This is a genomic window from Magnetospirillum sp. ME-1 (genome assembly GCF_002105535.1).
Classification (GTDB): Bacteria; Pseudomonadota; Alphaproteobacteria; order Rhodospirillales; family Magnetospirillaceae; genus Phaeospirillum.
The window spans coordinates 2,895,244-2,907,433 of record NZ_CP015848.1; the positions used below are offsets into that span (position 1 = coordinate 2,895,244).

General features: G+C 67.9%; 12 protein-coding genes. 11 read left to right on the forward strand and 1 reads right to left on the reverse strand.

The window, feature by feature from the left end:
* Positions 1 to 23: 23 nt before the first annotated feature.
* From WV31_RS13695 to WV31_RS13710, 5 genes are all read left to right on the forward strand, one after another.
* Complete coding sequence (locus WV31_RS13695) at positions 24 to 791, forward strand: NAD kinase (protein WP_085374094.1); 768 nt, start codon at positions 24 to 26, stop codon at positions 789 to 791.
* On the forward strand, positions 791 to 1,435 hold the full coding sequence (locus WV31_RS22600) for an AbrB family transcriptional regulator (RefSeq protein WP_250638212.1): 645 nt from the start codon (positions 791 to 793) through the stop codon (positions 1,433 to 1,435). The genes WV31_RS13695 and WV31_RS22600 overlap by 1 nt, the downstream gene beginning before the upstream one ends.
* Positions 1,369 to 1,851, forward strand: a complete 483-nt coding sequence (locus WV31_RS22610; protein ID WP_250638213.1) for an AbrB family transcriptional regulator — start codon at positions 1,369 to 1,371, stop codon at positions 1,849 to 1,851. Before WV31_RS22600 ends, WV31_RS22610 begins: the two co-directional genes overlap by 67 nt.
* Entirely contained in the window at positions 1,851 to 2,333 is a 483-nt protein-coding gene (locus WV31_RS13705; protein ID WP_085374095.1) for a WbuC family cupin fold metalloprotein, read from the forward strand. Before WV31_RS22610 ends, WV31_RS13705 begins: the two co-directional genes overlap by 1 nt.
* 176 nt (positions 2,334 to 2,509) lie before the next feature.
* Positions 2,510 to 2,986: a DUF992 domain-containing protein gene (locus tag WV31_RS13710; RefSeq protein WP_085374096.1), complete on the forward strand. Its 477-nt coding sequence runs from the start codon at positions 2,510 to 2,512 to the stop codon at positions 2,984 to 2,986.
* 53 nt (positions 2,987 to 3,039) lie between these two features.
* On the opposite strand, the gene WV31_RS13715 is transcribed toward WV31_RS13710, so the two are convergent.
* Entirely contained in the window at positions 3,040 to 4,431 is a 1,392-nt protein-coding gene (locus WV31_RS13715) for a UDP-N-acetylmuramate--L-alanine ligase (protein WP_085374097.1), read from the reverse strand.
* A gap of 49 nt (positions 4,432 to 4,480) precedes the next feature.
* Here WV31_RS13715 and WV31_RS13720 point away from each other — a divergent pair, with 49 nt between their 5' ends.
* The 6 genes from WV31_RS13720 (at position 4,481) to WV31_RS13745 (ending at position 12,189) form a co-directional block, all read left to right on the forward strand.
* Positions 4,481 to 5,326 carry an LD-carboxypeptidase gene (locus WV31_RS13720; RefSeq protein WP_085375574.1) on the forward strand — a complete coding sequence of 282 codons (846 nt, stop codon included), beginning with the start codon at positions 4,481 to 4,483 and terminating at the stop codon, positions 5,324 to 5,326.
* Between the two features lie 102 nt (positions 5,327 to 5,428).
* Positions 5,429 to 6,301 carry a helix-turn-helix transcriptional regulator gene (locus WV31_RS13725; protein WP_085374098.1) on the forward strand — a complete coding sequence of 291 codons (873 nt, stop codon included), beginning with the start codon at positions 5,429 to 5,431 and terminating at the stop codon, positions 6,299 to 6,301.
* A 31-nt stretch (positions 6,302 to 6,332) separates the two neighbouring features.
* Complete coding sequence (locus tag WV31_RS13730; protein WP_085374099.1) at positions 6,333 to 7,874, forward strand: NADH-ubiquinone oxidoreductase-F iron-sulfur binding region domain-containing protein; 1,542 nt, start codon at positions 6,333 to 6,335, stop codon at positions 7,872 to 7,874.
* A gap of 175 nt (positions 7,875 to 8,049) precedes the next feature.
* Entirely contained in the window at positions 8,050 to 10,725 is a 2,676-nt protein-coding gene (gene fdhF / locus WV31_RS13735) for a formate dehydrogenase subunit alpha (protein ID WP_085374100.1), read from the forward strand.
* 194 nt (positions 10,726 to 10,919) lie between these two features.
* Positions 10,920 to 11,390, forward strand: coding sequence for a 4-hydroxylaminobenzoate lyase (locus tag WV31_RS13740; RefSeq protein ID WP_085374101.1), 471 nt, complete (start codon positions 10,920 to 10,922; stop codon positions 11,388 to 11,390).
* Positions 11,391 to 11,400: 10 nt separating this feature from the next.
* Entirely contained in the window at positions 11,401 to 12,189 is a 789-nt protein-coding gene (locus tag WV31_RS13745; protein ID WP_085374102.1) for an alpha/beta fold hydrolase, read from the forward strand.
* Position 12,190 lies beyond the last annotated feature (1 nt).

The following is a 12,190-nucleotide window of genomic DNA, read 5'->3' on the forward strand; positions in this document are numbered from 1 at the left end:
GCTCGCCCAGGACCGAGGATTTCATGGTATTTTCCTCCATCGCTTTCGTCGCCGCCGAGACCGAGGCCGCCCAGGCGGCGCTGTCCCGGCTGCAGGCCCGCTACGCCCATGTGCCGCCCGAGGAAGCCGACCTGATCGTCGCGCTGGGCGGCGATGGTTTCATGCTGGAGATGCTGCATCGCTTCGTGGCGCGCCGGGTGCCCATCTACGGCATGAACCGGGGCAGCGTCGGTTTCCTGATGAACGTCTACCGCGAGCACGGGCTGATCGAGCGGCTGTCCAAGGCCGAGCAGGTGATCCTCCACCCGCTTCGCATGAAGGCGCTTTGCGCCACGGGCGAGTTGGTGGAGGCCCTGGCCATCAATGAGGTGTCGCTGCTGCGCGAAACCCGGCAGGCGGCCAAGCTGCGCATCCGCATCGATGGCAAGATCCGCATGGACGAGCTGATCTGCGACGGCATCCTCTTATCCACGCCGGCGGGCAGCACCGCCTACAACCTGTCGGCCCACGGGCCGATCATTCCTTTGGGCGCGGGCATCGCGGCGCTGACCCCCATTTCCGCCTTCCGGCCCCGGCGCTGGCGCGGCGCCCTGCTGCCCCACACCGCCAAGGTGGTGTTCGAGGTGCTGGAGGCGGGCAAGCGCCCGGTCAGCGCCGTGGCCGATTCCACCGAGGCCCGCGACGTGGTCGAGGTGGAGGTGCGCGAGGACCGCTCCTGCGATCTGGTGCTGCTGTTCGACCCCGAGCACAATCTGGAGGAGCGCATCATCACCGAGCAGTTCCTGCCGTGATGATGAGGGGCCGTGCCTGGGCACTTGCCCTGGGCCTGGGGGCCTTGGGCGGAAGCCTGTTTTCCGTCCTCGACCTGCCGCTGCCCTGGATGCTGGGGGCGCTTTCCGCCACCACCCTGGCCTCGCTCGGCGGGTTGAGGCCCGAAATTCCGGCCTCGTTGCGCGGCGTGATGATCGCCGTGCTGGGCCTGATGCTGGGCAGCGCCTTTTCCCCCCAATTGCTGGGGCGCATCGCAACGTGGAGCGATTCCCTGCTGGTGCTGCTGCTGGCCATGGCGGCGACGGGGGTGCTGGTCACCCTTTATCTGCGTCGCGCCGCCGGCATGAGCCGGGTCACCGCCTTTTTCGCCGCGGCCCCCGGCGGCATCAACGAGATGGTGATCACCGGCGGCGCGCTGGGCGGCGACGAGCGCACCATCGCGCTGTCCCATTCCCTGCGCATCCTGCTGATCGTCTTCACCGTGCCATTCGGCTACCGGCTGATCGCCCATGTCCATTCGGTGCCCATGTCCATTCGGTGCCCATGGCCGAGAGCATGGGCCGCCTTGCCGATCTGGGGGGCATGGACGCCCTGGTCATGCTGGGTTCGGCCGTGGCCGGCGCCGTCCTCGCCCGGCTGGCCCGCCTGCCGGCCTGGATGCTGACCGGGCCCATGCTGGCCAGTGCCGGATTGCATCTGGCCGGGCTGACCGCCTTCCGTCCGCCGGCCGAGATGGTGGTGCTGGCCCAGGTGGTGACGGGCGCGGCCATCGGCTGCCGTTTCCGGGGGCTGTCCTGGACCGAAATGGCGGTCATGGCCCGCCCGGCGCTGGGCGCCACCGCCATCATGCTGGTGCTGTCGGCGGGGGCGGCCGCTCTGCTGGCGGGCTGGAGCGGGTTGTCCTTCGGCGTCCTGCTGCTGGCCTTCGTGCCCGGCGGCATCGCCGAGATGTGCCTGGTGGCGCTGGCGCTGGGCCAGGACGTGGCCTTCGTCTCCACCCACCACGTGGTCCGGGTGGTGCTGGTGATCATGCTGGCCCCCCCCATCTTCAAGATGATCGAGCGAAGGGAGATCCGGTGATGAGGGTGATCGATGCCGCCGAGCTGGCGGAGCTTTCGGCCAAGGCCGCCCAATCGCCCCGGCGGCGGCTCAACACCAACCTGCACGGCGAGCCCACCGACGCGGTCCAGCGCATGGTGATCGCCTTCGAGCCGGATACCTATATCCGCCCCCATCGCCACCCCGCCCAGTTCGAGACATTCGTCCTGTTGCGGGGCCGCGGAACATTGCTGACATTCGCCGATGACGGCGCGGTGGAGCGCCGCATCGAAATGGCCGATGACGCGACCCGGGTCGTGGAGATTCCGGCCGGCACCTGGCACTCCCTGGTGTCGGAGGCGGCGGGAACCCAGGTCATCGAAATAAAACCCGGCCCCTACCAGCCGACCGCCGAGCGGGACTTCGTCCCCTGGGCCCCGCCCGAGGGTCACGCCGCCGCCCCCGTCTGCCGTGACTGGATGAAGGGTTGCAGGGTGGGGGCGAGGTTCAATTCTCCGGACTAATTTTGCTGCGCCGCAGCAAGACTTGGCTTGTAAATGTTACAATCGGTTTAGGCATTCCACTTCCCATCACAGGAATCTATGCCATACTCCCTTGGGTCCGCGTCGCGTGGTCGCTGGTGCGCAACTTGGCACGACTTCAGCGCAGAACGCAGGACAGGCAGAATATGGAGGGGTCGATGAAAAAGTGGATTGCTTCGACTGTTGTCGCCTTGGCGGCGCTGTTTGCGTTCGGTCATGAAGCCCGTGCCGAAGGGGGCGTGGTTCTGGGTGTGCTGACCTGCAGCAAGTCCGGCGCCGGCATCACCTACGTGCTCCATTCCCGCAACCCGGTCACCTGCGAATACAACGGCGTCGGCGGCCCGTCCAAGTATACCGGCAAGAGCGGCATCCTGTTCGGCGTCGATCTCGAGATCGAGCACATGGACGGCATGGCCTATCTGGTGATGGGCGGCACCGCCACCGACAAGAACAGCCTTCAGGGCTATTACATCGGCGCCAAGGCTTCGGTGACCGTGGGCGTCGGCCTGGCGGCGCAGGCGGGTCTGGTCGGCGTCGGCAACGACTTCGTCCTGGTGCCCGTGGGCCTGGGCGGCCAGATCGGTATCGGCGCCACCGCCGGCATCGCCTATGTGGACATCGCGGGCGCCAAGTAAGCCTGTTCCACGGCATGACGACAAAGGCGGGAAGGCTTTCTTCCCGCCTTTTTCTATGGCTTCAGCCGGGCCAGGATTTCGGCCGCGAACTGGGAAAGCGTGTCGTCGCGGGCGCCCATCACCACGATGCGGTCGCCGGGCCGGGCGTTTTCCACCAGGAAATCGCCGCAGGCGGCGCGTTCGCCGAGCGCCAGGGCGCGGCGGCCGATTCCCTGGGCGATGTGGGCGCTGGTCACCGAGCGGTCCACCGTGCCGCCGAAATAGGCGGGGTCGGGCATGACCAGCCGGTCGTCGGGCCCCAGCTTCTCGGCGAAGCAGGCGATGAACTCGTCCTTCATCAGGCGCAGCGGCCCGAAGCCGTGGGGCTGGAACATCACCAGCAGGCGGCCCGGCCAGTCGTGCAGGGTGGAAAGCGTGGCGGCGATCTTGTCCGGATTGTGGGCGAAGTCGTCGATGACCGTGACGCCGCCCCTGGTCCCCACCGTCTCCAGGCGGCGGCGCACGCCGGTGAACTCGCCCAGCGCGGCGGCGGCGTCTTTCAGGTCCAATCCGGCGGCCCGGGCCGCCGACAGGGCGGCCAGGGCATTGGCGACGTTGTGGCGACCCGGCACCAGCAGCCTGACCGCCACCGTCTGGCCGCTCTTTTCCCGCACCAGAAAGCCGATGCCGTCAGGGGCGGGGGCGGTGTCCTGGGCCAGCAGGTCGGCGCGCGGGTCGGACAGGCTGTAGGTCCGCACCCGCTCGGCCGGCAACTGCGCGGCCAAGGCGGCCGTCTCGCCATTGTCCAGGTTCAGTACCGATACCCGCGCCTTGGCGGTGAAATCGGCGAACAGCCGGCGCAGTTCCTCCATGGATTTGTGGTCCAGCGCGATGTTGTTCACCACCGCGATCTCGGGGGTATAATTGGCGATGGAACCGTCGCTTTCGTCCACCTCGGCGACGAAGGCCGGGCCGTCTCCCACCAGGGCGCTGGAAAAGGGCGATTCGGGGCGGACGAAGTTCTTCATCACCGCGCCGTTCATCACCGTGGGCCGGTGGCCGCAGCGTTCCAGAATCCAGCCCAGCATGCCGGTGGTGGTGGATTTGCCGCTGGTGCCGGCGATGCCGATGGGCAGTTCCGCTTCGTTGAACAGGCGGGCCAGCAATTGCGGTCGGGTGAGGTGGGGGGCGCCCAGCGCGCGGGCCGCCACCACGTCGGGTACACTGTCCTCCACCGCCGCCGAGGTGACCAGCACCTGGGCGGGGTCGGTCAGGCCGCTGCCGTCCTGGGGAAACAGGCGGATACCCAGCCCTTGCAGGTATTCGAACTTGGGCGCAAGCCGTCCCTGATCCAGCGAGCGGTCGGACCCGGCGACGGCAAAGCCGCGGGCATGGACGATCAGGGCCAGGGGCAGCATGCCGCTGCCACCGATGCCGCAAAAGAAATAGGGGGTGTCGTGCTCCATGGCCGGAGGCTACAATCCGGCGCTGCACACGGCAAGGGAATCGGCGGGGATGGCTGAGGGCAAGACCAGGATCGGCGTCGTCGCACCGGGTTCCGCCATCGACCGCGACGTGGCCGAGCGGGTCACGGCGCTGGCCGGGCGCCTCTATCCCGACGGGCGGGTGGACCTGGTCTTTCATCCCCAATGCTTCGAAAGCAAAGGCCATTTCGCCGGAGCCGACGAGGCCCGCGCCGCCGCCTTCGTCCAGACCGCCAACGACCAAAGCCTGGATGCCCTGTGGTTCGCCCGTGGCGGCTACGGCGCCTGCCGCCTGATCGAAAGCGTGCTGCCCGCCTTGGGCGCGGCGGCGCGGCGCAAGACCTATATGGGCTATTCCGACGCCGGTTCGCTGCTGGGCGCGTTGTACGGCAAGGGGTTTACCCATATCGCCCATGGCCCCATGCCGGTGGACATCATCCGCTCCGGCGGTGAGGCGGCGGTGGTTCGCGCCCTGTCCTTCCTGGTGGAGCGCAATCCCCAGGCGCTGGAGCCGTCCCTGTCGGCGGAGGTGCCGGCGGCGGCCTTCAACCTCACCATCCTGTGCCACCTGCTGGGCACGCCCTGGCAGCCCAACCTGTCGGGCCACGTGCTGATGGTCGAGGAGGTGTCGGAATACATGTACCGCATCGACCGCGACCTGTTCCAGCTGACCAGCAATCCGGCCCTGCGCTGGGTGGCGGGGCTAAAGCTGGGCCGCTGTTCCGACATTCCGCCCAACCGCCCCGATTTCGGCCAGTCGGAAGAGGAGGTGGCGCGGGCCTGGTGCCAACGCTCCGGCATCACCTGGCTCGGCCGCGCCGATATCGGCCACGACGTGGGCAACAAGGTGGTGCCGTTCGGCCTATGGCGGGTCTGAGATGCCTGTTTTCTGCATCATAATGCATGTCGGCTCTAGCCAATCCGGCACTCCCGTGCTTCACTAAGGATTGGGCAAAACTAAGGTTCGGGTACGGGAATCATGGTCGAACAGGCGGAATTCGCCGTGCTCGCCAGGCGGCTGGGGGATCGGGTCAAGCGCTTCCGCGCCCGGCGCGGCATGTCGCGCAAGGACCTGTCCAACCATGCCGGCATTTCCGAACGCTACCTCGCCCAACTGGAGGGCGGGCAGGCCAATGTCAGCGTCAACATCCTGTGGCTGCTGGCCCAGGCCATGGACACCCCCATCACCGAGATGATCGAGGCGGATTCCGAGGCCAGCCATCCCGATCTGCCGCTCGCCAAGAAATTCCTCGACCGCTTAAGCCCCGAACAGCAATCCGAGGCCTATGTCCTGCTGCGCCAGAACTTCAAGCGCGGCCTGAAGCTGAAACGCCGGGTGGCGCTGATCGGTTTGCGCGGCGCGGGCAAGACCACGCTGGGCCAGGCGGTGGCCGAACGCTTCGGCGCGCCTTTCGTGCGCATCACCTCGGTGATCGAGCAGCTGGCCGGCATGGACATGACCGAGATCCTGCTGTCCATGGGCCAGAAGGGCTATCGCAAGCTGGAATATTCCGCCCTGGAAAACACGGTGGAGGGTCATCCCTCCATGGTGCTGGAGGCCGGCGGCTCCCTGGTGTCCGAGCCCCGCACCTTCGAATTGCTGCTGCAATCGTGCTTCACCGTCTGGGTCCAGGCCAGCCCGGAGGACCACATGCGCCGGGTCATGGGCCAGGGCGACCTGCGGCCCATCGCCGGCCAGCAGATGGCCGCCATGGAGGATTTGCGCACCATCCTGGATGCCCGGCGTCACCTCTATGGCCGGGCCGACGCGGTGCTCAACACCTCGGGCAGGCCCATCGCCGACAGCGTCGAGGAATTGTCGCGCCTGTGCGCCCCGCATCTGGGGCTGTGATTCTTTCCTCGCATGCACTATAGTGCAGGGCATGAGCGCCGCCCCCCGCACCCATCGCCGTCTCGGCCCCGCCGCCGCCTCGCCGCAAGCCGTGGCCGACATCCTCGCCCTGCTGCCCGCGGATTTCCGCCGCCGCGACCTGCTGATCGAGAACCTGCACGTGCTGCAGGACCATTTCGGCGGCCTTTGCCGCCGCCATCTCGCCGCCTTGGCCGAGGAGATGCGCCTTGCCCCCGCCGAGGTGCAGGAGGTGGCGACCTTCTACGCCCATTTCCGCCTGCTGGGGGATGACGAGGCCGCGCCCGGGACCGTGATACGCCGCTGCGCCGGCCCGGCCTGCGCCATGCGCTCCCTCCACCTGCCCGAGGGCGCGGTGGTCGAGGACGTGCCCTGCATCGGCCGTTGCGACCACGCCCCCGCCGTGCTTTCCCTCCCTGCCGGGTCCGGCTCGCCGCTGGGGGACGGGGCCAAGGCCGACTTTCCCGTTTTCGCCCGCTGCCTGTCGGGCGAGCTGACCCGTGACGAGGTGCTGGCCGAGCTGGACAGGGCGGGCTTGCGCGGCATGGGCGGGGCGGGCTTCCCCACCGCCCGCAAGTGGCGCAGCGTGGCGGCGCAAGCCGCACCGCGCCTGGTGGTGGTCAACGCCGACGAGGGCGAGCCCGGCACCTTCAAGGACCGCTGGTTCCTGGAAAACCACGCCGCCCGCGTTCTGGAAGGCACGCTCGTCGCCGCCTGGGCGGTGGAGGCCGACGAGGCCTACATCTATCTCCGCGACGAGTATTCCGATCTGCGCCCGCTGCTGGCCGGGCTGATTCGCGGGCTTCCCGGCGGCGTGACCGTTCATCTGCGCCGCGGCGCCGGCGCCTATGTCTGCGGCGAGGAATCGGCGCTGATCGAAAGCCTGGAAGGAAAGCGCGGCCTGCCCCGCCAGCGCCCGCCCTATGTGGCCGAGGTGGGGCTGTTCGGGCGGCCCACTTTGGTCAACAACGTCGAGACCCTCTACTGGGTCAGCCGTATCCTGGCGGAAGGGGCGGAGCTGTTCACCGTCGAGGGCCGCAACGGGCACAAGGGGCTTCGCGCCTATTCCGTCTCGGGCCGGGTGCGGCGGCCGGGCGTCAAGATCGCCCCCAACGGCATCACCATCGGCGAACTGATCGAGGAATTCTGCGGCGGCATGGAAGAGGGCCATGCGCTGGCCGCCTATCTGCCCGGCGGAGCCTCGGGCGGCTTCCTGCCCGCCCATCTGACGCCGCCGCTGGCCTTCGGCGCCATCGAGGAGCATGGCGGCTTCATCGGCTCGGCCGCCGTGGTGGTGTTCTCCCAGGCCGACGACTTGCGGGCGGTGGCGCTGGATCTCGCCCGCTTCTTCGCCCATGAAAGCTGCGGCCAGTGCACGCCCTGCCGGGTGGGCACCGCCAAATCGGTGGACCTGCTGGCCAGGCCGCATTGGGACCGGGCCTTGCTGGGTGACCTGGCGAGCGTGATGCGCGACGCCTCCATCTGCGGGTTGGGTCAGGCGGCGCCCAATGTGTGGCAGAGCCTGTTGCGGCACTTTCCGGAGGTGGCGACATGACGGCCGCGACTGTCGTGTGGATGGGTCTTTTCACCACCAAGACACCAAGGACACCACGCTGTCTTTCAGAATGGGCGCGGCGTAGCCAAACACTCCGCCCTCTTGGTGTTCTTGGTGCCTTGGTGGTTGATCCGTCGTATCCACCGATGAACGGCGGCCGGGAGGGGCGGGCATCATGATCCGCTTCACCCTGGACGGAGCCGAGGTCGAGGCGGCGGAAGGCGAGACCCTGTGGCAGGTGTCCAAGCGCTTGGGCACCACGCTGCCGCACCTCTGCCACGCCGACCGGCCCGGCTTCGCGCCCGAAGGCAATTGCCGCGCCTGCGTGGTGGAGATCAAGGGCGAGCGCGCCCTGGCGGCGTCGTGCCGCCGGCTTCCCACCCCCGGCATGGTGGTCCTGAGCCGGGGCGAGCGGGTGGAGAAGTCGCGCAAGCTGGTGTTCGAGCTGCTGCTGGCCGACCACGCCTCGCCCGACCCGGAGTCCGCCTTCATGGGCTGGGCCCGGAAGGTGGGGGTGGAGACCAGCCGCTTCGCCCCCACGGCCCAGCCCATTCGCCTGGATGCCTCTCACCCGGCCATGGCGGTGCGGCTCGACGCCTGCATCCACTGCACGCTGTGCCTGCGCGCCTGCCGCGAGGTCCAGGTCAACGACGTCATCGGCATGAGCGGACGGGGGGCGGGCAGCCGCGTCACCTTCGATTTCGCTCAATCCATGGGCGCCAGCTCCTGCGTCGGCTGCGGCGAATGCGTCCAGGCCTGCCCCACCGGCGCACTGCTGCCGGCCAAGGGTCCGGTGCGGGCGGAGCGCACGGTCGACAGCCTGTGTCCCTATTGCGGCGTCGGCTGCCAGCTCACCTATCATGTGGCGGGCGACGAGATCGTCGCCGCCACGGGGCGCGACGGACTGGCCAACCACGAGCGCCTGTGCGTCAAGGGCCGGTTCGGCTTCGATTATTCCCGCCATCCCCAGCGCCTGACGGTGCCGCTGATCCGCAAGCAGGGCGCGCCCAAGGAACTGATCGACGCCGCCGATCCCTTCACCCATTTCCGTCCCGCCAGTTGGGACGAGGCGCTGGATTTCGCCGCTTCGGGACTGAAGCGGCTGCCCAAGGCGTCGCTGGCGGGCCTGGGCTCGGCCAAGGGCTCCAACGAGGAGGCCTACCTGTTCCAGAAGCTGGTGCGCACCGGCTTTGGCACCAACAACGTGGATCACTGCACAAGGCTGTGCCACGCCTCGTCGGTGGCGGCGCTGCTGGAAGGCATCGGCTCCGGCGCGGTCACCGCGCCGGTGGCCGAGGTGGCCAACGCCGAGGTGATCATCCTGATCGGCGCCAATCCGTCCGCCAACCATCCGGTGGCGGCCAGCTTCATCAAGAATGCGGTGAAGAAGGGGGCGCAGCTGGTGATCCTCGACCCCCGGGGTCAGGCGCTTTCCCGCTTCGCCGCCCATCATCTGACGTTCAACAACGGCACCGACGTGGCGCTCTTGAACGCCATGCTGCACGTCATCGTCGCCGAGGAGTTGTACGACAAGGATTTCGTGGCGGCGCGAACCTTGGGCTTCGAGGACCTGGCCCGGCACCTCGCCGCCTATTCCCCCGAAGCCATGGCCCCCGTCTGCGGCATCGATGCCGGCACCATCCGGGCGGTGGCGCGGCTGTATGCCCGTGCCGCCTCGGCCATGATCCTGTGGGGCATGGGGGTGTCGCAACACAGCCACGGCACCGACAATTCCCGCTGCCTCATCGCGCTGGCCCTGCTGTGCGGCCAGGTGGGGCGGAAGGGCAGCGGTCTGCATCCGTTGCGGGGACAAAACAACGTCCAGGGCGCGTCGGATGCCGGGCTGATCCCCATGATGCTGCCCGATTACGGACGGGTGGGGGTGGAGGCGGCGCGCGGCCGGTTCGAGTCCGGCTGGGGGCGGGAGCTGGATGCCGTTCCCGGCCTGACCGTGGTCGAGATGATGAAGGCCGCCGAAAAGGGCGAGATTCGCGGCATGTATATCGAGGGCGAGAATCCCGCCATGTCCGACCCCGACCTCGCCCATGCAAGGCGTGCCCTGGCGGGGCTCGACCATCTGGTGGTCCAGGACATCTTCCTCACCGAGACCGCCATGCTGGCCGACGTGGTGCTTCCCGCCTCCAGCTTCTTCGAGAAGACCGGCACCTTCACCAACACCGACCGCCATGTGCAGATGGGTCGACAGGTCATCGCCCCATTGGGCGAGGCGCGCCCGGATTTATGGATCATCACCGAGATGGGCAAGCGCTTAGGCCTGCCCTGGACCTATGACGGCCCCCAATCCGTGTTCGACGAAATGCAGGGCCTGATGGGCTCGCTTGCCGGCATCACCTGGGAGCGGCTGGAGGAAGAGGGCGGCATCACCTATCCGGCGGGCAAGGCCATTCTGTTCGACGATGCTTTCCCCACGGAAAGCGGCCGGGCGCGCCTCGTCCCCGCCTCGGGTCTGGCGCCCGCCGAGGTGCCGGACGGCGAGTATCCCTTCCTGCTGTCCACCGGCCGGGTGCTGGAGCATTGGCACACCGGTTCCATGACAAGACGCTCGGGCGTGCTCGACAGTCTGCAGGGCGTACCGGCGGTCAATGTCAGCCCCGTGGACATGGCCCGCCTGGGGGTGGACGAGGGCGCCATGGTGCGGCTCGAAAGCCGGCGCGGCGCGGTCCAGGCGGTGGCGGCCGCCGATTCCCGCCTGGAACCCGGCACGCTGTTCATGCCCTTCTGCTTCACCGAGGCGGCGGCCAATCTGCTGACCAATCCGGTGCTGGACCCGGTGGCCAAGATTCCCGAACTGAAGGTCTCTGCCGTTCGGCTTTTGGCTTGCGCGGAATAGGCGTGTCATCCCGAGCGCATGCGAGGGATCTCATCCCGGGTCGGCTCTTCAGTATCGGCACCGCTTTCCAGGCGGAGATCCCTCGGCTTCGCCTCGGGATGACAGGTGAAACGGCGTCATGCATTATAATGCTTCTAAGGCAGCAAATGCGGTGATATAGTTCCGGTCATTCATCTCCGTGGGAGCGACGATCCGTGTCCAAATCCGCATTCAAGGCGCTGGTGGCGCAGGTAACCTCTTCCATCGCCGGGCTGCCGGTGGATGCCGGTCTGCGCGACGTGCTGAACGCCCGCTTCCCCGAGGGCGGCGAGGTGTTCAAGGCCATCGAGGCCGCCTGTCACAAGGCCATCGCCGAGGGCTGGATGTGCGAGAACGAGCATGGCGGCATCCGTTACGGCCGGGTCGCCGAGGCCGAGGCGGGGCTGTCGGGATTCTCCATCGACGTGGTCCACATGAAGGACGTGGTGGGGCCGCGCCATCGCCACCCCTTGGGCGAGATCGACATGATCATGTCCATCGACAAGGACGCCAAGTTCGACGGCGCGCCCAGGGGTTGGCTGGTCTATCCCCCCGATTCCGTCCACCGCCCGACGCTCACCGAGGGCGCGGCGCTGGTGCTTTACCTGCTGCCCGACGGGCAGATCGATTTCTCGCGGCCCAAGTGAGGCCGGGTCCATGTGGCGCGAGCATCAGCACGGACGGATCGACCTGGGCGACCAGCGGCTGGAATATCGCTGGATTCACCCCCACAAGCCGGGGCGTCCCACCCTGGTGTTCCTGCACGAGGGCCTGGGCTCGGTCGGCATCTGGCGCGATTTCCCCGATCAGGTGGCCGAGGCGACGGGAAGCGGGGTATTCATCTATTCCCGCCGGGGCTATGGCCGCTCCTCCCCCGTGGATCTGCCGCGACCGCTCACCTACATGCATCACGAGGGCCTGGACGTGCTGACCCATCTGCTCGAGCACCTGGAGCTGGGGCCGGTGGTGCTGGTGGGCCATTCCGACGGCGCCTCCATTTCGCTGATCCATGCCGGCGGCACCCAGGCTCCCGATATCGTGGGCGTGGTCTGCCTGGCGCCCCATGTGATGAACGAGGAGATCTGCGTCGCCTCGATCCAAAAGGCCAAGGTGGCGTACGAGAGCGGCGATCTGCGAGCCCGGCTGATGAAGCTGCACGGCGACAACGTGGATTGCGCTTTCTGGGGCTGGAACGGCGCCTGGCTCGATCCCGATTTCATGAAATGGAACCTGGAGGAATTCCTCCCCGGCATCCGGGTGCCGGTGATGGTGATCCAGGGCCGTGACGACGAGTACGGCAGCGCCGTGCAATACGAGACCATCAAGGCCAAGGCCGGAGCGGGTGCCGAAGTGGTGCTGCTCGACGGCTGCCGCCATTCCCCCCACAAGGACCAGCCCGTGGCGACGCTTGCCGCCATCGCGCGCTTCGTCAAATCCATAGGATGAT

Excerpts from the sequence above, each read along its gene's own strand:
- WV31_RS13695 (WP_085374094.1), top strand. The coding sequence starts at position 24 with ATGGTATTTTCCTCCATCGCTTTCGTCGCCGCCGAGACCGAGGCCGCC.
- WV31_RS22600 (WP_250638212.1), top strand. The coding sequence starts at position 791 with ATGATGAGGGGCCGTGCCTGGGCACTTGCCCTGGGCCTGGGGGCCTTG.
- WV31_RS22610 (WP_250638213.1), top strand. The coding sequence starts at position 1,369 with ATGCTGGGTTCGGCCGTGGCCGGCGCCGTCCTCGCCCGGCTGGCCCGC.
- WV31_RS13705 (WP_085374095.1), top strand. The coding sequence starts at position 1,851 with ATGAGGGTGATCGATGCCGCCGAGCTGGCGGAGCTTTCGGCCAAGGCC.
- WV31_RS13710 (WP_085374096.1), top strand. The coding sequence starts at position 2,510 with ATGAAAAAGTGGATTGCTTCGACTGTTGTCGCCTTGGCGGCGCTGTTT.
- WV31_RS13715 (WP_085374097.1), bottom strand. The coding sequence starts at position 4,431 with ATGGAGCACGACACCCCCTATTTCTTTTGCGGCATCGGTGGCAGCGGC.
- WV31_RS13720 (WP_085375574.1), top strand. The coding sequence starts at position 4,481 with ATGGCTGAGGGCAAGACCAGGATCGGCGTCGTCGCACCGGGTTCCGCC.
- WV31_RS13725 (WP_085374098.1), top strand. The coding sequence starts at position 5,429 with ATGGTCGAACAGGCGGAATTCGCCGTGCTCGCCAGGCGGCTGGGGGAT.
- WV31_RS13730 (WP_085374099.1), top strand. The coding sequence starts at position 6,333 with ATGAGCGCCGCCCCCCGCACCCATCGCCGTCTCGGCCCCGCCGCCGCC.
- fdhF (WP_085374100.1), top strand. The coding sequence starts at position 8,050 with ATGATCCGCTTCACCCTGGACGGAGCCGAGGTCGAGGCGGCGGAAGGC.
- WV31_RS13745 (WP_085374102.1), top strand. The coding sequence starts at position 11,401 with ATGTGGCGCGAGCATCAGCACGGACGGATCGACCTGGGCGACCAGCGG.